Genomic DNA, 21,877 nt, shown 5'->3' with positions numbered 1-21,877 from the left:
GAAATCTTGAAAGGCGGGGCTGGTCCCCGCCTTCTCGACGATCCGGATATTGTCCCGGCAGAGAGCTTGCGCTCGATTGCCTGTATCAGCGACGACGGAACGATGCCGGTCGAGGCACCGCTGCAGCGCCGGCTGCTCGATGGCGGCGACTATGCCGTGCTGCGCCACAAGGGGCCGTATGCCGATATGCACAAGGCCTATCAATGGCTGTTTGGCGAGTGGCTGCCGCAGTCCGGCCGGCAGTTGCGCGACAGCGTGATGTTCGAGGACTATCTCAACAATCCCCGCGATGTTCCGCCGACCGAACTGCTGACTGAGATCCACATGCCGCTGGTCTGATGCGCATGTGACGTATCAGGCGGTCTTCTGCAACGCCTGCATAGCTTCGTCGTCGATCACCTTTGCCCGTTTGTAGGCGGGGCGATCGGTGACGCGGGCGAGATAGTCGACAAAGGCCGGGCGTTTTTCGATCGTGCCAAAGCCGAGGCCCCAACTGATGTGGGAACCGACATAGACATCGGCTGCGGTGAAGCGGTTTCCGGCGATAAAGGTCTCGGTGCTCACGGCCTTTTCCAGCGTGTCCATGACATCGGCATAGCTGCCGTAGCCTGCCATGCGGCCCTTGTCCGGTGGCGTGACGAAACCGAGTGCGCGGTTGGTGACAGAGGCTTCCAGCGGCCCGGCGGCAAAGAACAGCCAGCGGTAATAGCTGCCGCGCTCGTCTGCCCTCGGTGCAAGCTTCGCATCCGGAAATGTTTCGGCGAGATAGGCGCAGATGGCCGCGCATTCGGTGACGATTGTCTTGCCATGGCGGATGGCCGGGACCTTGCCCATCGGATTGATCGCGCGATAGTCCGGTGACATAATCGAGCTTTCGAAGGTCAGGATCTCCGTCGTGTACGCAACGCCGGTTTCTTCAAGCATCCAGCGGGCAATGCGGCCGCGCGACATCGGGTTCGTGTAGAATGTCAGGTCGGTCATAGACCTTCTGCTCCCTGTTTCCAGCCTGCTTTCCAGCTTGCAGACGTCCAGTATGGGGAGAGCAATGTGTTTACGGCAAGGCGCTTTGGCCAAATAAAAAGCCCGGCGCAAGGCCGGGCTTTTCAATGTTCATTCAATCGTCATTCAGGCGCCAATCAGGCTGCCATGGCCTTTTTCAGGTTTTCATCGACCTTGTCGAGGAAGGCTGTGGTCGAGAGCCATGGCTGATCGGGACCGATCAACAGGGCCAGGTCCTTGGTCATGTAGCCGGCTTCGACGGTGTCGACGCAAACCTTTTCCAGCGTGCTGGAGAAGCGGGCCAGATCGGCGTTGTCGTCGAGCTTGGCGCGGTGGGCGAGACCACGTGTCCAGGCGAAGATCGAAGCGATCGAGTTGGTCGAGGTTTCCTGACCCTTCTGATGCTGGCGGTAGTGACGAGTCACGGTGCCGTGAGCAGCTTCGGCTTCGACCGTGCGGCCGTCCGGCGACAGCAGAACCGAGGTCATCAGGCCGAGCGAGCCGAAGCCCTGGGCAACCGTGTCGGACTGGACGTCACCGTCGTAGTTCTTGCAGGCCCAGACGTAACCGCCGGACCACTTCAGAGCGGACGCGACCATGTCGTCGATCAGGCGGTGTTCGTAGGTAATGCCGACTTCGTCGAACTTCGCCTTGAATTCAGCCTGGTAGACTTCTTCGAAGATATCCTTGAAGCGGCCGTCATAGGCCTTGAGGATGGTGTTCTTGGTCGACAGATAGACCGGCCACTTGCGCATCAGGCCGTACATCATCGAAGCGCGGGCGAATTCGCGGATCGATTCGTCGAGGTTGTACATTGCCATCGCAACGCCGGCGCCGGGAGCGTCGAAAACGTCCTTCTCGATGACCTGGCCGTCTTCACCAACGAACTTGATCGTCAGCTTGCCCTTGCCGGGGAACTTGAAGTCGGTTGCCTTGTACTGGTCGCCGAAAGCGTGACGGCCAACAACGATCGGCTTGGTCCAGCCGGGAACGAGGCGGGGCACGTTCTTGCAGATGATCGGCTCGCGGAAGATCACGCCGCCGAGGATGTTGCGGATCGTGCCGTTCGGCGACTTCCACATCTGCTTGAGGTTGAATTCCTTGACTCGGTCTTCGTCGGGCGTGATCGTCGCGCACTTGATGCCGACGCCGTGCTTCTTGATCGCATGGGCGGCGTCCACGGTGACCTGGTCGGAGGTCGCGTCGCGGTTCTCGACCGAGAGGTCGTAATACTCGATGTCGAGGTCGAGGTAGGGCAGGATCAGCTTTTCTTTGATGAACTGCCAGATGATACGGGTCATCTCATCGCCGTCGAGATCGACGACCGGGTTGGCTACCTTGATCTTGCTCATGAATATCCTCGCTCGGAATGAATAGGGACGAGCGTCCCACTTGGTTCGGCTCGCTGGGCTATAGCATTCCCGGTTGAGAACGCAAAGCACCGGCACAGGCTGATAGCGCGATTTCATTCACAAATTGACACCAACAAAGGTCTCATGTGCTCGTCTATCGACATTGAGCTTTGGCAGCGCCGCTATAGAGTGCCGCAACATTCAATCTGCCTATGGAATCCGACATGAAAATCCTGATTGCCGCCTCGATGCTTGTTGTCTCCAGCGTCGGTGCGCTGGCTGCTGACGTGACCGCCCCGGTCCGTGAAATCATCGAGGCGACCGCGAGCAACTGGACGGAGGAAGCCTTCGGAAACGAGAAGGAAGTCTTTTCCGAAGATCGCCTGGATCGCATTTTTAGTGCGGATTTCGCCAGAATCTACCGCGAAGCCTCGAAATACCCGGCCTATGATCTACCGGAAGGCGAAACCACAGGCTTTCCCTTCGACTACGATCCGATTGCCAGAGGCCAGGATGGTTGTCCGTTCCAGAATATACGCATCGAGGACGATGGAGACGGGCAGGTGACGGCCCTGTTCAACAACCGCGAATGCATGGGTGATGATCCGGCATACAGGCAAGATACGGTGCTGATTTTCCACGTCCTGGAGGAGAACGGACACGCGGTGGTCGATGACATCTATCCGGTCGAAAACGGTCAGTCCGGTCAATCGATCAAGGATGAACTGAAAACGATTGCCGGGCAGTAGGCTCGACCGCTTCAGTCTCATCGACAGGATGAATTTAGCCAACGCGGCAATGTCCGGCATCTTGCATTTCCGCAGCTTTTGATTTTTCCGCCAGTTTGTGTCAGTGAGGCCGCAAATATGGATTGAGACGGGCGAATATGGCAGGGACCAACAGCGAACGCGTACTTCTGGCCGAGGGACCGGCGATCATCCTGGTCGAGCCGCAACTGGGTGAGAACATCGGCATGGTGGCGCGCGCCATGGCCAATTTCGGTCTGGCCGAATTGCGACTGGTCAAACCGCGAGATGGCTGGCCAAGCGACAAGGCGCGGTCTGCAGCGTCCAAGGCAGACCATGTGATCGACGGCGTCGTCGTCTTCGAGACGTTGGAAGAGGCTGTGGCCGATCTCAACTTCGTCTATGCCACAACCGCCCGATTCCGCGATGGATTCAAGCCGGTGCGATCGCCGGTGACGGCGGCCTCGACATTGCGTCGACGCTTCAGCGCAGGCGAAAAGACCGGCATCATGTTCGGCAGGGAGAAATCCGGCCTGTCGAATGAGGATGTGGCGCTTGCCGACGAAATCGTCACCTTTCCGGTCAATCCCGCCTTCGCATCGCTGAACATTGCGCAGGCTGTGCTGTTGATGTCCTATGAATGGATGAAGTCCAGCATGGACGACGTTCAGGCTGTGCCATTCGACGCGGTGGAGCAGGCGCCCGCGACCAAGGACGAGGTCATCGGACTTTTCGATCATCTGGAAGAGGCGCTCGATGCGCGCAACTATTTCCATCCGACCTCGAAAAAGCCGAGAATGATCGACAACCTTCGTGCTGTTCTCTCGCGGCGCGCGTTTACCTCGCCCGAGATCAAGGTTTTGCGTGGCGTGATTTCTTCGCTCGACCGGTTCCAGCGGTCCCGGCCACGCGGAGCAGGCGCGCCAGATCCGGCGCTATCCAGGGGCAGCAAGCGGCATGACAGCGGCGACAACGAGTGAGCTGAAACCGGTTCTGGTGTTTGATTCCGGCATCGGTGGCCTGACAGTTCTTCGCGAGGCTCGGCTGTTGATGCCGGAGCGCGGCTTCATTTATGTCGCCGACGATGCCGGTTTTCCCTATGGCGGCTGGGAGGAAGAGCCGCTCAAGGCGCGTATAGTTTCCCTGTTCAGCGATCTGCTCGCCGCATATGATCCGGAAGCGGTGATTGTTGCCTGCAATACGGCGTTTACGCTGGCTGGCGCCGATCTGCGCGCCGCCTTTCCCGCGATGCGCTTTATCGGGACAGTGCCGGCTGTCAAGCCCGCAGCCGAGCGCACGCGCTCCGGCCTTGTTTCGGTGCTGGCGACCCCCGGCACTGTCAAGCGCGCCTACACCCGTGATCTCATCCAGTCTTTTGCCAGCCAGTGCCATGTCCGGCTGGTCGGCTCGGAAAACCTGGCGCGCATGGCGGAAGCCTATATTCGCGGCGAGACGCTGGATGATGCGCAGGTGCTTGCGGAAATCGCACCGTGTTTTGTCGACAAGGAGGGACGGCGGACCGATATCGTCGTGCTTGCCTGCACGCATTATCCGTTCCTCGCCAATGTCTTTCGCCGCCTTGCTCCATGGCCGGTCGACTGGCTGGATCCGGCCGAAGCGATTGCGCGACAGGCGCGACGCATGGTCCCACTGATCGAGGGGGCAGAGCATCCCGATGGGTTCGACTTTGCCGTATTTACCTCAGGGTGCCCCAATTTTTCGACCCGCAGGCTGATGCAGGGCATGGGACTGTCGATAGCATCCGCCGATCATGCCGGGTTTTGCCGATAGAGCCTTTGGATCAGTATGTCGGTGTGCTAGAGGTCGAGCCGTTGCCGGACGCTTAGCCGGTGTAGAGGAGCTTTGCTCGCAGTCTTGTTAACCGAGATATCGATTGTCGTATTCCTGACGCTGCTGAATGGCGTGTTGGCCATGTCTGAACTCGCCGTAGTCTCATCGCGACCCGCACGTCTCAAGGTAATGAGCGAACTGGGAAACCACGGTGCGCTTGTTGCCATCCGGCTGGCGGAAGATCCGGGCCGTTTTCTCTCGACAGTCCAGATCGGCATCACCCTTGTCGGCGTCCTGTCCGGCGCATTTTCTGGAGCTACCCTCGGGGCTCGGCTTTCGGACTGGCTTGAGGTTCAGGGCGTGTCCAACGGTGTTTCGGATGCTGTCGGCGTTGGTTTCGTCGTCATGATGATCACCTATCTGTCGCTGATTGTCGGCGAGCTTGTTCCCAAGCAGATTGCGCTGCGTAATCCGGAAGCGGTTGCCGCGCGCGTCGCCATGTCGATGCTCGTTCTGTCAAAGGTGTCGGCTCCGCTTGTGTGGCTGCTGAATGGATCCGGCAAACTGATCCTGTCGCTGCTTGGCCAGCAGGGTGTATCGGCTGGCACGGTAACGGATGAAGAAATCAAGACGGTTCTCGCCGAAGCGCATAGCGCCGGCGTCATCGAATCGGAAGAATCAGCGATGATCTCGGGCGTCATGCGCCTTGCAGACCGTACTGCCCGCGGTCTGATGACACCGCGCCGCGACGTCGAGATGCTCGATGTGAAGGATACGCTCGACGAGTTGAAGGAATCGCTGCGCGACAGCCAGCATTCGCGCCTGCCGGTTCGTTCGGGCGATTCCGACGAGATCATCGGCGTATTGTTCGTCAAGAAGGTCTATGAGGCCATCGCGCTTGGGACAACCGTGGACATCCGCACACTGGTCAGCGAAGTGCCGATCGTGTCGGATCTTGCCGGGGCGATCGATATCATTCAGGCGATGCGCAAGACCTCGTTGCACATGGTGCTGGTCTATGACGAATACGGTCATTTCGAAGGTATCATCACCTCCGGCGACATTCTCGAGGCGATCACCGGGGCATTCCAGGATGACAACGAGGGCGAGCCTTCGCTGGTCCTGCGCGAGGACGGTTCCTATCTGGTGGCCGGCTGGACGCCGATTGATGAATTCATCGATCGCATCCGCGTGCCGATCGATGCCGATCGGGATTATACCACTGTTGCAGGCTTTGTGATCGCAGAGATGAAGCGGATCCCGGAACTTGGCGAGAGCTTCGTCAAGAACAACTGGCGCTTCGAAGTGATTGATCTCGACGGACGCCGGATCGACAAGCTGCTGGTGTCACCGGTCGGGCCGGGGGACTGACGCCGAAGGGCAAAGCCAGACAAGATTCGAATTTGGATCCGAAGCAACGCTCCGCAACCGGGACCGGTCTGCGGAGTGTTGCTTTTGGGCAACTAAAATCCGGCAAAATTTACAATCCGAAATTGTGATCTTGTCCATTGCTTTTTCTTGTGTAATCTTCTGCACATCCGCAATTCAAGCAACAGGAGGCGTCAATGATTATTCATTCTGTATATATGCGCCTCTCTGGCGGATCGGTGTTCACCGCAGGGGCTATTTGCGCCTTTATGCCACGAACCACCGCCTGAACGGTCTTTTCCGTACAGGATTTCCGGCGTCTGGCGCCATTTTCAACAAAACTAACGTGATCGGCTGACAGCGCGCAATTGCGTTTGCTTGTCCGTCTCTCCGTGTTTTTTCATCTAGAGGACCTGGTCGCTTCGCTTCGCTGCGCCGGGACGGAAAAGCTATGCACAAAGAGCAATCTATAGTTGTTGACACCCTGACGGCTACGGTCGATGAACTCTGCCGGAAATTCGGCGTCTGGGCGGCTGCCCGCACCTTGATCCATGTTGCATGGACACAGCGGCGGAAATCCAATTCGGTTGACGGCCTGTCCGATCGCATGCGCCAGGACATCGGTCTTGACGCTCAGGAAAACTGGCGGCTACCTTCGCGGTTCTCCCTGTGGGACATCCGTTTGTGATGGTCGCTGAAAAAGCTCCGGTGGACCTGCCCACCGGAGCTTTTGGCTCAGTCCGAGAGTTGATTGCCGCTCGCATTCGATACTGCAGCTGCATCAGTATGGGTCATAAGCGGGGAGAAGAGTCGAGCCCGCGAAATTTTGTCTGCCAAAGCGGCATAATTGCCTGTTGATGGCGGCGTGTTTCGCGACGCTGATTGGTGAAATATTTGCTAAAGCATCTGTGGGACGTCTGGCGATCCGGGCGTGCGGCGAGCGCGTGAGCTAACGAGGTGGCATTGGTGCAGGTCGGAATCGATATGGGAACCCTGACGGGCGGCGCTTCGGCGAAGCTCGACATCGAGGAACTTCTCGCTACGCGTCTGCTCGTTCAGGGCAATTCCGGCTCGGGCAAGTCGCATCTCCTGCGTCGCCTGCTGGAACAGTCCGCCCAATGGGTGCAGCAGGTCATCATTGATCCCGAGGGTGACTTCGTCACGCTGTCGGATCGGTACGGCCATGTCGTCGTCGATGGTGAGCGCAGCGAAGCCGAACTTGCCGGTATCGCCGACCGCATCCGCCGGCACCGGGTGTCCTGCGTATTGACGCTGGAGGGGCTCGATGTCGAGCAGCAGATGCGTGCCGCCGCTGCCTTCCTCAACGGCATGTTCGATGCAGACCGCGAATTCTGGTTTCCGGTTCTGGTCGTGGTCGACGAGGCGCAGATGTTTGCCCCGGCGGTTGGCGGCGATGTCTCGGAAGATGCGCGCAAGATGTCGCTCGGCGCCATGACGAACCTGATGTGCCGTGGCCGTAAACGCGGGCTAGCCGGGGTCATCGCCACCCAGCGCCTTGCCAAGCTGGCGAAGAACGTGGCGGCGGAAGCGTCTAACTTCCTGATGGGCCGCACATTTCTCGATATCGACATGGCGCGTGCTGCCGATCTACTCGGTATGGACCGTCGTCAGGCCGAGATGTTCCGCGATCTGCAGCGCGGCAATTTCGTGGCGCTTGGCCCGGCGTTGTCGCGCCGTCCCTTGCCGATCGTGATTGGCGACGTGGAGACATCGGCGCGTTCGTCCAGCCCGAAGCTGATGCCGCTGCCGGACGCATTGCCGGATGTCGAGGATCTGATCTTCACGCCGGATCCGGAAGAATTCACCCGGCCTATCGTGCGCCGTGCACCACCGGCGCCGCGTCCAACGACCGATATCCTGGCTGAACTGTCACGCTCGACGCCGGCTGCCATGTCACCGGTCGGCGGCAGCGAGCCGGGGGCGCCATCGCGCGGCGCAGAAATGTCATCCGAGGAGCGCGAGGAGCGGCTGGCTGCCGTTCTGGCGGAAATTCTCGGTGACCCGCAGGCTGCCTATCGCACAGACAGTGTGCTTTACCAGGAGTTTCTCGTGCGGGCCCGGATGCGGCGGGTGTCGGGGCCACCAATGCCGATGGGCGAGTTTCGTCGCCGTGTGGCGATCTCGCGTTCCGGCGTCGATGAGGAAACGGCGGCCAGCGCCGGTTGGGCGATGGCACTCGATCTGTCGGTGCGTGTCTCGGACGACCTGCAGGGTGTCTTCCTGCTTCTGGCAAAGGCGGCTCTGCTGTCGGAAGAATGCCCTTCCGATCACCGGATCGCCAAGGCCTATGGCACTCATTCGTCCCGCCGGGCGCGGCGTCTGCTCGGCTATTTCGAGGAGCAGGGGCTTGTCGTGGTGCATACGGATTTTTCCGGCAAGCGTATCGTCGCGTTTCCGGATCTCGAAGCGGAGACCCAGCCGGGCGATCCTAACCTGCTTGATGTAGACGCGCCGACGCAGTCGGCCGCCGAGTGACGCCGTGAACGGGGCCGGGCGCCCCGTTGCCGTTTCGGCTATCAGGCCGCCGTCCGCTCTTCCCAGACCTTGGCCAGTTCGACAATGGTATTCGCTGCCGTTTCCATGTCCTGGACGCTGACCCATTCAAGCGGTGAGTGATAGGCATGGCCGCCGGTATAGATATTGGGGCAGGGCAGGCCCATGAACGACAGGCGTGAGCCGTCGGTGCCGCCGCGGATGCTGTGCAGCTTGGGTTCCAGTCCGATGCGCCGCACAGCTTCGGCGAGATTGTCGACGACCTCGGGATGCTGGTCGAGCACCTGCTTCATGTTGCGGTACTGCTGCTTGACCTTGAATGTGTAGCTGGAGCCCGGATAGGTCTTCATCACGTCCTTGGTGATGTCTTCCAGCAGTTGTTCTTTTTCCACCAATCCTTCGTCGGTGAAATCGCGGATGATCAATCCGATATGGGCGCTTTCCATCGCGCCGCTGACATTCGTCGGGTGGATGAAGCCCTGCTTGCCCTCGGTCGCCTCGGGCGTTAGGTCGCGGGGCAGGCGCGCCACGATGTCGCTGGCGATCTTGATGGCATTTTCCATCTTGCCCTTGGCATAGCCCGGATGCATGGCGACGCCAGTGATATCGATCTCGACGCCGTCGGCAGAGAAGGTCTCGTTCTCGATCTCGCCGACCGTGCTGCCGTCGAGCGTATAGGCAAAGCGGGCGCCGAGCTTGGCGAGATCCACCTTGTCGGCGCCGCGGCCGATCTCTTCGTCAGTGGTGAACAGGATCTTGATCGTGCCGTGCTTAATGTCTGGATTGGCCAGCAAGGTTTCTGCAGCCGTCATGATCTCGGCAATGCCGGCCTTGTCGTCGGCGCCCAAGAGGGTGGTGCCGTCAGTCGTGACGATATCGTTGCCGATCTGCTTCTTCAGTTGTGGATGGCTTTCGACCCGGATGACCTGGGCTGCGTCGCCGGTCAGTCTGATGTCGCCGCCGCGATAGTTGCGGACGATCTGCGGCCTGACATTGGTGCCGGTAAAGTCTGGGGCGGTGTCCATATGCGAGCAGAAGCAGATGACCGGTACAGGCTTGTCGGTATTGGCCGGGATCGTCGCATAAATATTGCCGTGTTCGTCGAGGTGGGCGTCAGGCAAGCCAAGCGCCAGCAATTCCTGTACGAGCACGCGCCCCAGATCCTTCTGCTTTTCCGTCGATGGCTGGGCAGACGACTTGGCATCGGACTGGGTGTCGATCACCACATAGCGAAGAAAGCGGTCGAGGACGGTATCGGTCATGGGGCTATCCGATCTCTGAAGAGGTTATTGTCCGGACTGCGCGCCCAGATATTTGTCGAACAGGGCTGCCATCTGGTCGTCACGTTCGGCTGCACTGTCGCCGCCGAGGACGACACCGACGACGCGGCGGCCGCCATTGCTGGCAGAACTGACGAGATTGTAACCCGAGGCCTTGGTATAGCCGGTCTTGATGCCGTCTGCACCCGGGTAAGTGGAAAGCAGCTTGTTGTGCCCGCGGAATTTCATGCTGCGAAAGGTGAAGCGGGTCGTGGAAAACAGTTTGTACTCTTCCGGATAATCACGCATCAGCGCCAGACCAAGCCGCGCCATGTCGGCGGCCGTGGTCACCTGGTTGGGGTCCGGCAAGCCAGCCGGATTGGTGAAGACGGTGCTGGTCATGCCCAGCGCGCGGGCCTTGGCGGTCATCATCTGGCCGAATGCCTGCTCGGAGCCGGCAAGCGTTTCCGCCACTGCGACAGCCGCGTCATTGGTCGACAATACGATCATGCCCATGACGGCTTCACGCACGGTGATCTTGTTGCCGGCACCCACTGCAAATTTATAGGGTTCCTTGCTCTCGGCGTTTTCCGACATCACCAGGCGGTCATCCCAGCCGAAGCGTTTCTGATGCAGGGCCTCGAAGGTCAGGTAGAGCGTCATCATCTTGGTCAGCGACGCCGGATAGTTGATCGCGTCGGCGTTTTCGGCTTCCAGAATCTGTCCGGTATTGGCGTCGAGGATCACATGGGCGCGACCGGCTTCGGCCGATGACGGCCCGAATGCTGCCATGACGGTGAGGAAGGCCGAGAAGAGAAGGGAAGAATTGCGAGAAGCCATGACTGTCCTGAACACGATCGTTAAATCCGTAACTGGAACTGGCTTTAGACCAGATTGGCCAAGCTGTCAGCTTTGCAAACAGTCTTAAACGGGATTTTCAAGCACACGCCTGCGCGAGATGCGATGGGGGCGGCCTGAGGGCCGCCCCCGGTCGAATTTACTGCTCGGCGACGGCGGTGCCGTCATCCTTGCCATCTTGCTTGGTGTCGTCCTTGTCTGTGCCGCGCGTTGCCCACAGGGACCCCAGGATGCCGACGGCAAGGATGCCGATGGTGACCGACAGCGAGACGGCCGGCGGGATCTTGGCGAGGCCCAGCATATCGGCGACGAAGATCTTCGAGCCGATGAAGATCAGCACGACCGACAGCGCATATTTCAGATAGGCGAAGCGGTGGATCAGGGCTGAAAGCGCAAAATAGAGTGCACGCAGGCCGAGGATCGCGAAGATGTTCGAGGTGTAGACGATGAACGGATCGGTGGTGATCGCAAAGATCGCCGGGATCGAGTCGACGGCGAAGATGACGTCGGCCAGTTCGACCATGATCAGCGCCAGGAAGAGGGGCGTGATGTAGGTCTTCAGCCTGCCGGTCTTTTCGTCTGCCTCACGCACGAGAAATTTCTCGTCGCGCAGGCCGTTGGTGACGGGAAGTCGCTTCTGCAGGAATTTGAGGACCGGATTGCTCGAGACATCGTGTTCCTGTTCGGCCGTCAGCAGCATCTTGATGCCGGTGATGACCAGGAAGGCGGCGAAGAGGTAGAGAACCCAATCATAGTTTTCGACGATGGCCGCACCTGCGGCGATCATCACGCCACGCAGGACGATGACACCGAGAATGCCCCAGAGCAGGACGCGGTGCTGGTAGGCGCGGGGAATGGAGAAATAGCCGAAGATCATCGCGATGACGAAGATATTGTCCATCGCCAGGCTCTTTTCGACGACAAAGCCGGTCAGATATTCGAGACCGGCCTGCTGGCCGCTCTGGAACCAGACCCAGCCGCCGAAGGCGACGCCGAGGGTCATGTAGAAACCTGAGAGAAGAAAACTCTCCTTGATGCCGATTTCACGGCTTTCCTTGTGCATGACACCAAGGTCGAGAGCGAGTAGAAAGGCGACGAGGGAAACGAAAGTAAGCCACATCCAGGAAGGTGTGCCCAGAAAGTCTACCCAAAGAAAATCCACCATGAGGATCCCTTTGCCGGAAAGGTTTTTGATCGCAGCCCCGACATCACGAGAATCCGGCGCTCAACGTCAGAGGGGCCCGGTGGCTGCGTGAAGGTCAAATGGGAGAGCGTCTTGGAAACTTCAAGTCACAATGTTGACATTTCCGGCCATCGCCCATATAGCCCCCTCAACTTCGGGTTCCTTGAGCCCGTCGTTTAACGACATGTCCCGTGGTTTTCCCCGTACGCTTTACGTGAGAAGCCTGTCAGAGTTTCTAAAACGGAACTCAGAGGAGGGCGTGTTTCCTTGATCCGGTTTGGTAACAAATCGGTCTAACCTGTTGAGAAGGAAATGCGATGAGCAAGCGCGCTGCATCCAAGTACAAAATCGATCGCCGCATGGGCGAGAACATCTGGGGTCGTCCGAAGTCCCCGGTAAACCGCCGCGAATACGGCCCCGGCCAGCACGGTCAGCGTCGCAAGGGCAAGCTTTCGGACTTCGGTGTCCAGCTCCGCGCCAAGCAGAAGCTCAAGGGCTACTACGGCGACCTGCGCGAAAAGCAGTTCCGCGCAACCTACGACGAAGCCAACCGTCGCAAGGGTGATACGTCGGAGAACCTGATCGGTCTGCTCGAATCGCGTCTGGACGCGATCGTATACCGCGCCAAGTTCGTACCGACCGTGTTTGCTGCCCGCCAGTTCGTCAACCACGGCCACGTCACTGTCAACGGCGTGAAGGTCAACATCGGCTCGTACCGCTGCAAGGCTGGCGACGTGATCGAAGTTCGTCAGAAGTCGAAGCAGCTGGTCACCGTTCTCGAATCGGTCCAGCTCGCCGAGCGTGACGTTCCGGATTACATCGAAGTCGACCACAACAAGATGGTTGCCACCTTCGCCCGTATCCCGACCCTGTCCGACGTTCCTTACGCTGTCATCATGGAACCGCAGCTGGTCGTCGAATTCTACTCGCGTTAATCGACGCGTTTCGGATTTTTGGAAAAGCCGTCCTTCGGGGCGGCTTTTTCTGTTTGCAGTGGGACGGTGGACAATGAATATTGTGCCAGCGCTTCCGAGCGAGAGGGTGGACATGGACCTGCAGGCGATCGTTGACGACATCGTGCGCGAGCTTGAGCCCCGGCTGGGCGAGGGCAAGGTGGCCGACTACATTCCAGAACTGGCGCGGATCGACCCCAAGCAGTTCGGCATTGCGATCACTACGGTCGAGGGGCAGACCTACAAGGCCGGCGATGCCGAAACCTCGTTTTCCATCCAGAGCATCTCCAAGGTCTTCATGCTGACGCTGGCGCTCGGCAAGGCAGGCGAGGGTGTGTGGAACCGAGTAGGCCGCGAGCCATCCGGATCTGCGTTCAACTCGATCGTCCAGCTCGAACACGAGCATGGCATTCCGCGTAATCCGTTCATCAATGCCGGTGCGATCGTTGTCGCCGACATGGTTCTTGCCGGTCATGCGCCGCGCGAGGCGATCGGCGAATATTTGCGTTTCATGCGCTACGTCGCTGATGATGAGACGCTGTCGATCGACGAGAAAGTGGCCCAGTCGGAGCAGAAAACCGGTTACCGGAATTTCGCGCTGGCCAATTTCATGCGCGGCTTCGGCAATCTGCACCATCCGGTCGAACACGTGCTTGGCGTCTATTTCCACCAGTGCGCACTGGCGTTGAGCTGTGTGCAGCTCTCCCATGCAGGCCTCTATCTCGCCCATCGCGGCACCAATCCGCTGACCGGGTTTTCGGTCGTTTCGCCCAAGCGGGCCCGTCGTATCAACGCCCTGATGATGATGTGCGGCCACTATGACGGATCCGGCGACTTTGCTTTCCATGTCGGCCTGCCGGGCAAGTCCGGTGTCGGCGGCGGTATCCTGGCGGTTGCGCCGGGCAAGGCCTCCATCGCTGTCTGGTCGCCGGGGCTCAACAAGGTCGGCAATTCGGCGCTCGGCTCCGTTGCGCTGGAAATGCTGGCGACGAAGACGGGCTGGTCTGTCTTCGGCACTTGATCTTGCCGGCTTAAAGGGGCATTGCACACACGTCATGCCACGCGGCCCCAGCGCCCGAGGGAGCCCGAGATGAACATTTCCTTGCCCGCCGATACATTTGGCGCCGATGCCGCCCCCGCAGAGGACGAACTCGACCTCGCCGGCATCCATCCGATCTTCGCCAAGGCGCCGCAGTCGGTGTCGTTCAACAAGCTGCGCAAGCGGCTGATTCGCCAGGTTCGCCAGGCGATCACCGATTTCGACATGCTGAAAGGCCAGAAGCGCTGGCTGGTCGGCCTGTCCGGCGGCAAGGACAGCTATGGTCTGCTGGCGATCCTGCTCGACCTGAAATGGCGCGGCCTGCTGCCGGTCGAGCTGATTGCCTGCAATCTCGATCAGGGGCAGCCGAACTTTCCCAAGCATATCCTGCCGGAATATCTGACGGCAATCGGGATTGAACACCGGATCGAATATCGCGACACCTATTCGATCGTGAAGGAAAAGGTGCCGTCTGGCGGCACCTATTGTTCTCTCTGTTCGCGGCTGCGTCGCGGTAATCTCTACCGGATCGCCCGCGAGGAGGGCTGCGACGCGCTGGTGCTCGGCCATCACCGGGAAGACATTCTCGAAACCTTCTTCATGAATTTCTTCCATGGCGGGCGACTGTCTGCCATGCCGGCCAAGCTGCTCAACGACGAGAAGGACCTCTTCGTGATGCGACCGCTTGCCTATGCTGCCGAGGATGACATGGCGCGCTTTGCCCAGGCGATGGAATTCCCGATCATTCCTTGCGATCTCTGCGGCTCGCAGGACGGTCTGCAGCGCAATGCGATGAAGGACATGCTGGCCGGCATCGAACAAAGGATGCCGGGCCGCAAGGACGCGATGCTGCGCGCACTCGGGCATGTCGACGCCTCGCATCTGCTCGACCCCAAGCTTTTCGACTTTTCCGCACTTCAGACATCCGAGGACAGCTGACATGGCCGACATTGATATCGCAGCACTTGCCAATCTCTTGCAGGAGGCTGCGGTGCGCGAGATCCTGCCGCGTTTTCGCAATCTCGGCGAGGGCGATGTGCGGATGAAGAGCGAGGCGATCGATCTGGTCACCGAGGCGGATGAAGCTGCCGAGCGGCTGATCCGCGATGGTGTCGCCGAAATCATGCCGGATGCACTGTTCATCGGCGAAGAAGCGGTTGCCGCCGACCCGGCACTGCTGGGCAGGCTTGCGGGCGCCGACCTTGCGGTCGTTGTCGACCCGATCGACGGCACGTTCAACTTTGCCTCGGGTCTCGCACTGTTCGGCGTGATGCTGTCCGTCGTCAGCAAGGGCGAGACCGTCGCGGGTCTGATCTATGACCCGATCGGCAATGACTGGGCGATCGTCGAGAAGGGCTCGGGCAGCTGGATGTGCAAGCCGGACGGCTCGCAGGAACAGATGTTCATGCGGCCGTCGCAACCGCTCGAGCAGATGATCGGCATTGCCAATACCGGCTATTTCGACATCGAGACGCGCCGGAAGCTTCTGGTCAATCTGGCCGATGTCCGACTGTTCACCAGCTACCGGTGTGCCGCGCATGAGTACCGCCTGCTGGCCCAGGGGCACATGGACTTTGCCATGTACAACAAGCTGATGCCCTGGGATCATCTGGCCGGTGCGCTGTTGATGCAGGAGGCCGGTGGCCATGTTGCGCGCTTCGACGGATCGGCCTATCTGCCGCATCATACGGATGGCGGACTGTTGGTCGCAGCCGACGAGGACACGTGGCAGGAACTGCGCGAAAAGATCTTTACCGTCTAACGAAAAAAAGGCCCGGTCTCCCGGGCCTTTTCTGCATGTGATGTCCGCTCAGACCGGCTGGTTATGAGCGTGGAACAGTCGTCCCTTTTCGCCGATCAGGACAAAGATCAGGCCGATGATCGAAACGACGAAGTAGCCCGCCACCATCGGCAATGCAGTGCCGTCATAGGCCTGGCCGATGGCCGCACCGATGAGCGATCCGCCCACCGTGCCCATGAAGCCGAGCACCGACGATGCCGTGCCGGCAACATGGCCAAGCGGTTCCATCGCCAGCGAGTTAAAATTCGAGCCGATCCAGCCGAACTGGAACATCGCCAACGCAAAGAATGTGATGAACAGCGCAAACGGCATGGGTTGCGGTCCAAGCACTTGCACGATGAGCCAGATCAGGTTGATGGCGATGAAGCCGAGCAGCGATGCATGCGAGAGCTTGCGCATGCCGAAGCGGCCAACCAGCTTGGCGTTGACGAAGGAGGACAGTGCCATGAAGAGCGCAACGCCGGCAAAGGCGACCGGGAACCAGACGCCGAGGCCGTAGATGCCGACATAGATCTGCTGCGCCGAGTTGATGAAGCCGAACAGAGCGCCGAAGATGAAGGTGCTGGCGATCGTGTAGCAGAGTGCGACACGATTGGTCAGAACGATGCGGAAACCATCGAAGATCACGCGTGCGGTGAACGGGCGGACATCTTCGGCCGCCAGGGTTTCCGGCAGGCGCACATACATCCAGGTTCCGACGATGACCGCGATCGCGGCCATGAAGACGAAGATCCAGTGCCAGTGCCCGAAGAGCATGATCACTTGGCCTGTACCTGGAGCGACAACCGGGATCACCATGAAGACCATCATGATCAGCGACATCACTTCCGCCATGCGGCGACCGCCGTAGACGTCGCGGACGATCGAAATGGTGATGACGCGGGTGGCGGCAGAGCCGATGCCCTGGATGAAGCGCAGCAGCAGCAGCATGCCGAATGACGGTACCAGAACGACAGCCAGCGAGGAGATGACATAGATCGCAAGCCCGATGATCATCGGGGTCCGGCGACCGAAACGGTCGGCGATCGGGCCGTAGAACAGTTGGGCGACGCCGAAGCCGATCAGATAGGCGGAGACCACGTATTGCCGATGGTTTTCATTGTCGACATTGAGGGAGGCGCCGATTTCCTGCAGGCCGGGTAGCATGATGTCGATGGCCAGCGCATTCAGCGCCATTAGGAATGCCATCATCGCGATGAATTCTATTCGGCCCATTGCCCCAAGAGCCTTGGGCGCCGATTGTAATGAATCTGACATGAAAAATTACCTTAAAACGGCAGCAAGGCGTTGCCGGGGCAACGCCTTGTCAACCGAAGAGTATGGCTTGTCTTGCGGTGAGTGGATCAGGCGGCGCCGCGAACGGCAATGCCCTGGTCTTCAAAATGCTTCTGCAGTTCGCCGGCCTGGAACATTTCACGGATGATGTCGCAGCCGCCGACGAATTCGCCCTTGATGTAGAGCTGCGGGATCGTCGGCCAGTTGGAGTAATCCTTGATACCCTGGCGGATCTCCTGGTCGGCAAGCACGTTGACGCCCTTGTAGTCGACGCCCAGATAGTCGAGGATCTGCACGACTTGGCCGGAGAAACCACACTGCGGAAACTGCGGGGTGCCCTTCATGAAGAGAACGACTGGGTTGCTCTTCACTTCGTTGTCGATCAAATCGTTGATGCCGCTCATGGGTGTTCCTTTCACGCGCGGATTCAAGGTCCGCTGTTTGTATCCGTTGCTCTAGATAGCAAGCAGAATGCGATTTTGCCAGAGTTATGCACTACAACATTTTACTGAAAACAGCTTGAAGCCGATCAACGCGCGCGTTGACTGCTGCGGTTGGAAGAACTGCGACGGCGACTGACCTGCTTGCGTGCGGGTTTTGAGGTCTTTGCCTTGCTGCGCGTGGTCTTCTTGACGAAACGGCCGCTGGTGGCGGAACGGGCCTGGCGCTTGCGTCGACGGGTCGTTCCCTTGCCCGTCGCCTTCTTCAGTATTTCCTTGAGGACGCTTTCGACGACGTTGCTTACCATCTCATTGACCAGACTGGCCATCGGTTCTGTCTCCGCTTTGTACGCTTGCGTTCGGCGATTGCCCGGATTCGGGGCTTTTTCGACCTCCACTCTTTTAATCCGGGGACTTCTCGTCTAGCAAGCGCTGCTTGCGGTCGCAGATCGCCATCAATGAACAGAGACGATGAAACAGATCAACACCAGGCTGGTCCTGCATTTTCCTGGCTTCGAGCCTCTCGATGCGCAGGCCCATCAGCAACGCTATGCCAGATCTGCCGCGCAGGCCTCGAAGGTCTGGGCGGCTGATTTTGCCGTGAAGCCACTTGTGCAGAGCGATGGTGGTGCACGCTTCGATGTCGAGGCGAGAGCCGAGGCTTGGCAGGTCCGCTCGACAATCCATGTCTTTGACCACAATGATCTGATTGCAGAAATGCGCTCCGAACCGCTCTGGCGGCAATTGCTATCCGGCTACTGCGCCGCGGTCCATGTCGTGGTGCAGGGCGGCGCTCTCGGCTATCTGCGCCATGCCTGGCGGTTCGGCCTGTTCTTCCTGTTTCCCTTTCTGCTCGTCGGACTGGCGATGGTGCTGAGCCTCGCGATTGCGACCCTGCCGCTGTTGTTCGGCCTGTCATCCTGGCTTTTCGGTCTGTCCGTACCGGCGGCTGTCGGCTTTTTCGCCTTCCTGTTCGTGCCCTATTCCAACCGGTTCCACACCCTGCATCTCTTTGCCGACTGGCGCCTGGCAGTCGCCGTTGCGCGGGAAGACGACACTGTGCGGGCCTGGGTCGAGAAAAGCTCCGATGACGTGTTAAAGGCGTTGAAGCAGGATGCAGACGAAGTCCTGATCACGGCACACAGCATGGGCGCCAGCCTGGCAATCGCCGTGATTGGTCGGGTGCTTGAGAAGGAGCCTGAAGCTTTTGCGGGCAGGAAAGCAGTCTTCGCTACGCTCGGGGGCGCTGCCCTGCAATGCGCCCTGTTGTCGAGTGCGACGAGCTTGCGTCGGCGCGTTGGCGTGCTGGCGCGTAATACTGATGTCTTGTGGTTCGACATCCAGTGTCTGACCGACCCGATCCATCTCTATCGGTGCCATACCGTGGCGCTCTGCGGCCACGAGGATGCGCGGCAGCCGAAGCTGGTCTTTGTCCGGTTCAAACATGCGCTGTCGCCGGAGCGTTACAGGAAGAACCGCCGAGACCTTTTGCGCATGCACCGGCAATATATTCTCGGGCCGGATCGCAAGAGCGGCTTCGACTTTACCCTGATGACCGCGGGACCGCTGCCTGCCGCAAGTTTTGTCGATCTGAAATCGGATCAGCCACCGGTATTCTGATCGCACAGCAGACATGAAGAGGCCCGCCTGACGTCTGCCGGGCGGGCCTCTTCAATTCTATCGATGCGCTTGTATGACTATTCCGGAATGCTGGTCTGCAGCGCCAGGGCATGCAGAACGCCGCCCATGTTGCCCTTCAGCGCGTCATAGACCATCTGGTGCTGCTGCACCCGGTTCTTGCCACGAAAGGCTTCGGCGACCACTTCGGCCGCGTAGTGGTCCCCGTCGCCTGCCAGGTCGCGGATGACGACCTTGGCGCCGGGGATTCCGGCCTTGATCATGTCTTCGATATCGCCCGGGTTCATCGGCATTGGCTATCCTCCTGCAATCTTTTGGCTGCCGCTTTATGCGATCTCGCCATCCATGAAGGAAGGGAACCACGATTCATGGGCCGAGCGCAATTCTTCAATTGCAACGGGACGTGCATCGCCGAGCGTGACGTTTGAGCCGCCGGTGCGGCCGATCCACGGGCAGAAGACGCCAGCGGCTTCAGCGCGGACCTGAACCTTGTCGACATTCTCCTGGGTGACGGTCAGCACATAGCGGCCCTGGTCCTCGCCGTAGAAGACGGCAACCGGGTTGGCATCGTTCAATGCGTTGACATGGGCGCCGATGCCCGACGCCATGGCCATTTCGGCAACCGCAAGCGCAAGTCCGCCCGACGAGCAGTCATGCACGGCCGTTGCCAAACCGTCTTCGATGAGGCCGCGGACAAAATCGCCAACCTTGCGCTCATGGGCGAGATCGACATGCGGGGCCGGACCGTCGGTGCGGCCGTGGATATCGCGCAGATAGACCGACTGGCCGAGATGGGTGCCCCATGTCGACGGCGCGCCTGCCAGCAGGATCGCTTCGCCCTGGGCGGCAAAGCGGATGCGGGCCATTTTCGACCAGTCCTTCATCAGGCCGACGCCGGCAATCGTCGGGGTCGGCAGGATGCCCTGGCCGTTGGTCTCGTTGTAGAGCGAGACATTGCCCGAGACGATCGGGAAGTCGAGCGCCAGGCAGGCTTCACCGATGCCCTTGATGGCAAATACCAGCTGGCCCATGATTTCCGGGCGCTCCGGGTTGCCGAAGTTCAGGTTGTCGGTCGAAGCCAGCGGCAGGGCGCCGGTGGCCGTGATGTTGCGCCAGCATTCGGCAACCGCCTGCTTGCCGCCTTCGAACGGGTCGGCCTCGACATATCGCGGAGTGACGTCGGAGGAGAATGCAAGCGCCTTGGTCGGGTGGTTGTCCACACGGATGACCCCGGCGTCACCGCCCGGAAGCTGCAGGGAATTGCCCTGGATCAGCGTGTCATACTGCTCATAGACCCAACGACGGGAGGAATTGTTGGCCGAACCGACCAGCTTCAACAGGCTGTCGCTGATGTCGGCCACGGGGATGTCGTCCTCTGCGAGCGGGGCCGGGGTCTTCGGCTCGATCCACGGACGATCATATTCCGGAGCCTCGTCACCGAGTTCCTTGATCGGCAGGTTGGCGACTTCCTCGCCCTGGTGGAGCACGCGGAAACGCAGGTCGTCGGTGGTATAGCCGACGATGGCGAAATCCAGGCCCCATTTGACGAAGATCGCCTTGGCAACCTCTTCCTTGGACGGCTCGAGCACCATGAGCATGCGCTCCTGGCTTTCCGACAGCATCATTTCGTAGGCGGTCATGCGCTCTTCGCGCACCGGCACCTTGTCGAGCTGCAGTTCGATACCGAGACCGCCCTTGGCGCCCATTTCAACGGCCGAGCAGGTGAGGCCGGCGGCACCCATGTCCTGGATGGCGATGACCGCGCCGGTCTGCATCAGTTCGAGACAGGCTTCCAGCAGGCACTTTTCGGTGAAGGGGTCGCCGACCTGGACGGTCGGGCGCTTTTCCTCGATCGACTCGTCGAATTCTGCCGATGCCATGGTCGCACCGCCGACACCGTCACGACCGGTCTTGGCGCCGAGATAGACCACCGGCAGGCCGACGCCCTTGGCTTCCGAGAGGAAGATGCCGTCAGACTTTGCAAGGCCCGCCGCAAAGGCGTTAACGAGAATGTTGCCGTTGTAGCGTGCGTCAAACTCGACTTCGCCGCCGACAGTCGGAACGCCAAAGGAATTGCCATAGCCGCCGACGCCGGCAACGACGCCTGCGACGAGATGCTTGGTCTTCGGATGATCCGGCGCGCCGAAGCGCAGCGCGTTCATCGCAGCTACAGGACGGGCGCCCATGGTGAAGACGTCGCGCAGAATGCCGCCGACGCCGGTCGCAGCGCCCTGGTAGGGCTCGATATAGGACGGGTGATTGTGGCTCTCCATCTTGAAGACCACGACGTCGCCATCATCGATGTCAACGACGCCGGCGTTTTCGCCCGGTCCCTGGATGACGCGCGGACCCTTGGTCGGCAGCGTCTTCAGCCACTTCTTCGAGGACTTGTACGAGCAGTGCTCGTTCCACATGGCCGAGAAAATACCCAGCTCTGTGAAGGTCGGCTCGCGTCCGATCAGGTTCAGGATGCGATCGTATTCGTCCGGCTTCAGGCCGTGGCTTGCGATCAGTTCTGCGGTGATGGGACGGGAGTTGGAAACGGTCATCTGGCTCTCAGGGCAATGGAGATCGGTGGGAGATCGGTTTCGAGGCAGGCTATAACGCAAGCCTGCGCGGCGCGCGACTGGAAAATGCGCCAGTCGTGCGGTTTCTCGATGG

General features: G+C 59.9%; 21 protein-coding genes and 1 pseudogene. 12 read left to right on the top strand and 10 right to left on the bottom strand.

Features of this window, described 5'->3' with window-relative positions; translation table 11 throughout:
• Positions 1–33: 33 nt before the first annotated feature.
• Positions 34–339, top strand: a pseudogene (locus GVK95_RS07225) (GyrI-like domain-containing protein); the annotation flags it as partial.
• A gap of 15 nt (positions 340–354) precedes the next feature.
• On the opposite strand, the gene GVK95_RS07220 reads toward GVK95_RS07225, so the two are convergent.
• Positions 355–981, bottom strand: a complete 627-nt coding sequence (locus GVK95_RS07220; protein WP_159948017.1) for a glutathione S-transferase family protein — start codon at positions 979–981, stop codon at positions 355–357.
• A 155-nt stretch (positions 982–1,136) separates the two neighbouring features.
• A complete protein-coding gene (locus GVK95_RS07215) occupies positions 1,137–2,351 on the bottom strand; it encodes an NADP-dependent isocitrate dehydrogenase (RefSeq protein WP_159948015.1) in 1,215 nt (404 codons plus the stop codon).
• A gap of 224 nt (positions 2,352–2,575) precedes the next feature.
• On the opposite strand from GVK95_RS07215, the gene GVK95_RS07210 reads away from it, so the two are divergent.
• The 6 genes from GVK95_RS07210 (at position 2,576) to GVK95_RS07185 (ending at position 8,752) form a co-directional block, all read left to right on the top strand.
• Entirely contained in the window at positions 2,576–3,100 is a 525-nt protein-coding gene (locus GVK95_RS07210; protein ID WP_159948013.1) for a hypothetical protein, read from the top strand.
• 137 nt (positions 3,101–3,237) lie between these two features.
• Positions 3,238–4,077: an RNA methyltransferase gene (locus GVK95_RS07205; protein ID WP_159948011.1), complete on the top strand. Its 840-nt coding sequence runs from the start codon at positions 3,238–3,240 to the stop codon at positions 4,075–4,077.
• A complete protein-coding gene (gene murI / locus GVK95_RS07200) occupies positions 4,055–4,888 on the top strand; it encodes a glutamate racemase (RefSeq protein WP_159948009.1) in 834 nt (277 codons plus the stop codon). The genes GVK95_RS07205 and murI overlap by 23 nt, the downstream gene beginning before the upstream one ends.
• 84 nt (positions 4,889–4,972) lie before the next feature.
• Positions 4,973–6,259: a hemolysin family protein gene (locus tag GVK95_RS07195; RefSeq protein ID WP_159948007.1), complete on the top strand. Its 1,287-nt coding sequence runs from the start codon at positions 4,973–4,975 to the stop codon at positions 6,257–6,259.
• Positions 6,260–6,707: 448 nt separating this feature from the next.
• A complete protein-coding gene (locus tag GVK95_RS07190) occupies positions 6,708–6,944 on the top strand; it encodes a DUF1127 domain-containing protein (protein ID WP_159948005.1) in 237 nt (78 codons plus the stop codon).
• A gap of 278 nt (positions 6,945–7,222) precedes the next feature.
• Complete coding sequence (locus GVK95_RS07185; protein ID WP_200844233.1) at positions 7,223–8,752, top strand: ATP-binding protein; 1,530 nt, start codon at positions 7,223–7,225, stop codon at positions 8,750–8,752.
• 41 nt (positions 8,753–8,793) lie between these two features.
• Here GVK95_RS07185 and pepT read toward each other — a convergent pair whose 3' ends face one another.
• The 3 genes from pepT to GVK95_RS07170 form a co-directional block, all read right to left on the bottom strand.
• Complete coding sequence (gene pepT / locus GVK95_RS07180) at positions 8,794–10,032, bottom strand: peptidase T (protein ID WP_159948001.1); 1,239 nt, start codon at positions 10,030–10,032, stop codon at positions 8,794–8,796.
• Positions 10,033–10,056: 24 nt separating this feature from the next.
• Positions 10,057–10,821 carry a D-alanyl-D-alanine carboxypeptidase family protein gene (locus GVK95_RS07175; RefSeq protein WP_244618702.1) on the bottom strand — a complete coding sequence of 255 codons (765 nt, stop codon included), beginning with the start codon at positions 10,819–10,821 and terminating at the stop codon, positions 10,057–10,059.
• A gap of 205 nt (positions 10,822–11,026) precedes the next feature.
• Positions 11,027–12,049, bottom strand: a complete 1,023-nt coding sequence (locus tag GVK95_RS07170; RefSeq protein ID WP_159948601.1) for a TerC family protein — start codon at positions 12,047–12,049, stop codon at positions 11,027–11,029.
• A gap of 338 nt (positions 12,050–12,387) precedes the next feature.
• Here GVK95_RS07170 and rpsD point away from each other — a divergent pair, with 338 nt between their 5' ends.
• The 4 genes from rpsD (at position 12,388) to GVK95_RS07150 (ending at position 15,824) form a co-directional block, all read left to right on the top strand.
• Entirely contained in the window at positions 12,388–13,005 is a 618-nt protein-coding gene (rpsD, locus tag GVK95_RS07165) for a 30S ribosomal protein S4 (protein WP_159947997.1), read from the top strand.
• Positions 13,006–13,117: 112 nt separating this feature from the next.
• Positions 13,118–14,044, top strand: coding sequence for a glutaminase (locus GVK95_RS07160; RefSeq protein WP_159948594.1), 927 nt, complete (start codon positions 13,118–13,120; stop codon positions 14,042–14,044).
• Positions 14,045–14,113: 69 nt separating this feature from the next.
• A complete protein-coding gene (gene ttcA, locus GVK95_RS07155; protein WP_159947995.1) occupies positions 14,114–15,001 on the top strand; it encodes a tRNA 2-thiocytidine(32) synthetase TtcA in 888 nt (295 codons plus the stop codon).
• A gap of 1 nt (position 15,002) precedes the next feature.
• Positions 15,003–15,824, top strand: a complete 822-nt coding sequence (locus GVK95_RS07150; RefSeq protein ID WP_159947993.1) for an inositol monophosphatase family protein — start codon at positions 15,003–15,005, stop codon at positions 15,822–15,824.
• A gap of 48 nt (positions 15,825–15,872) precedes the next feature.
• On the opposite strand, the gene GVK95_RS07145 is transcribed toward GVK95_RS07150, so the two are convergent.
• The 3 genes from GVK95_RS07145 to GVK95_RS07135 all read right to left on the bottom strand — a co-directional run bounded on the left by GVK95_RS07145 (position 15,873) and on the right by GVK95_RS07135 (position 17,907).
• A complete protein-coding gene (locus tag GVK95_RS07145) occupies positions 15,873–17,078 on the bottom strand; it encodes a multidrug effflux MFS transporter (protein ID WP_159948593.1) in 1,206 nt (401 codons plus the stop codon).
• 128 nt (positions 17,079–17,206) lie between these two features.
• Positions 17,207–17,542: a Grx4 family monothiol glutaredoxin gene (gene grxD / locus GVK95_RS07140; RefSeq protein ID WP_007606093.1), complete on the bottom strand. Its 336-nt coding sequence runs from the start codon at positions 17,540–17,542 to the stop codon at positions 17,207–17,209.
• Positions 17,543–17,667: 125 nt separating this feature from the next.
• A complete protein-coding gene (locus GVK95_RS07135) occupies positions 17,668–17,907 on the bottom strand; it encodes a hypothetical protein (RefSeq protein ID WP_159947991.1) in 240 nt (79 codons plus the stop codon).
• A gap of 142 nt (positions 17,908–18,049) precedes the next feature.
• Between GVK95_RS07135 and GVK95_RS07130 the strand changes: the two genes are divergently transcribed.
• Positions 18,050–19,198: a hypothetical protein gene (locus GVK95_RS07130; protein WP_159947989.1), complete on the top strand. Its 1,149-nt coding sequence runs from the start codon at positions 18,050–18,052 to the stop codon at positions 19,196–19,198.
• Between the two features lie 77 nt (positions 19,199–19,275).
• Here GVK95_RS07130 and GVK95_RS07125 read toward each other — a convergent pair whose 3' ends face one another.
• Both GVK95_RS07125 and purL read right to left on the bottom strand, forming a co-directional pair.
• Complete coding sequence (locus GVK95_RS07125; RefSeq protein WP_007606087.1) at positions 19,276–19,509, bottom strand: BolA family transcriptional regulator; 234 nt, start codon at positions 19,507–19,509, stop codon at positions 19,276–19,278.
• 33 nt (positions 19,510–19,542) lie between these two features.
• Positions 19,543–21,765 (bottom strand): phosphoribosylformylglycinamidine synthase subunit PurL, encoded by a 2,223-nt coding sequence (gene purL / locus GVK95_RS07120; RefSeq protein ID WP_159947987.1) that lies wholly within the window; start codon positions 21,763–21,765, stop codon positions 19,543–19,545.
• Positions 21,766–21,877: the final 112 nt, after the last annotated feature.

Origin of the sequence: Rhizobium sp. 18065 (assembly GCF_902706095.1) — a bacterium.
In the GTDB taxonomy this organism is placed as follows: domain Bacteria; phylum Pseudomonadota; class Alphaproteobacteria; order Rhizobiales; family Rhizobiaceae; genus Allorhizobium.
Note: the sequence above shows the minus strand (reverse complement) of the source record. Positions and strands in the feature narration are given on the sequence as shown.

Coding starts and splice junctions, on each gene's coding strand:
- GVK95_RS07220 (WP_159948017.1), bottom strand. CDS start 981: ATGACCGACCTGACATTCTACACGAACCCGATGTCGCGCGGCCGCATT.
- GVK95_RS07215 (WP_159948015.1), bottom strand. CDS start 2,351: ATGAGCAAGATCAAGGTAGCCAACCCGGTCGTCGATCTCGACGGCGAT.
- GVK95_RS07210 (WP_159948013.1), top strand. CDS start 2,576: ATGAAAATCCTGATTGCCGCCTCGATGCTTGTTGTCTCCAGCGTCGGT.
- GVK95_RS07205 (WP_159948011.1), top strand. CDS start 3,238: ATGGCAGGGACCAACAGCGAACGCGTACTTCTGGCCGAGGGACCGGCG.
- murI (WP_159948009.1), top strand. CDS start 4,055: ATGACAGCGGCGACAACGAGTGAGCTGAAACCGGTTCTGGTGTTTGAT.
- GVK95_RS07190 (WP_159948005.1), top strand. CDS start 6,708: ATGCACAAAGAGCAATCTATAGTTGTTGACACCCTGACGGCTACGGTC.
- pepT (WP_159948001.1), bottom strand. CDS start 10,032: ATGACCGATACCGTCCTCGACCGCTTTCTTCGCTATGTGGTGATCGAC.
- GVK95_RS07175 (WP_244618702.1), bottom strand. CDS start 10,821: ATGGCAGCATTCGGGCCGTCATCGGCCGAAGCCGGTCGCGCCCATGTG.
- rpsD (WP_159947997.1), top strand. CDS start 12,388: ATGAGCAAGCGCGCTGCATCCAAGTACAAAATCGATCGCCGCATGGGC.
- GVK95_RS07160 (WP_159948594.1), top strand. CDS start 13,118: ATGGACCTGCAGGCGATCGTTGACGACATCGTGCGCGAGCTTGAGCCC.
- ttcA (WP_159947995.1), top strand. CDS start 14,114: ATGAACATTTCCTTGCCCGCCGATACATTTGGCGCCGATGCCGCCCCC.
- GVK95_RS07150 (WP_159947993.1), top strand. CDS start 15,003: ATGGCCGACATTGATATCGCAGCACTTGCCAATCTCTTGCAGGAGGCT.
- GVK95_RS07145 (WP_159948593.1), bottom strand. CDS start 17,078: ATGGGCCGAATAGAATTCATCGCGATGATGGCATTCCTAATGGCGCTG.
- grxD (WP_007606093.1), bottom strand. CDS start 17,542: ATGAGCGGCATCAACGATTTGATCGACAACGAAGTGAAGAGCAACCCA.
- GVK95_RS07135 (WP_159947991.1), bottom strand. CDS start 17,907: ATGGCCAGTCTGGTCAATGAGATGGTAAGCAACGTCGTCGAAAGCGTC.
- GVK95_RS07130 (WP_159947989.1), top strand. CDS start 18,050: ATGAAACAGATCAACACCAGGCTGGTCCTGCATTTTCCTGGCTTCGAG.
- GVK95_RS07125 (WP_007606087.1), bottom strand. CDS start 19,509: ATGCCGATGAACCCGGGCGATATCGAAGACATGATCAAGGCCGGAATC.
- purL (WP_159947987.1), bottom strand. CDS start 21,765: ATGACCGTTTCCAACTCCCGTCCCATCACCGCAGAACTGATCGCAAGC.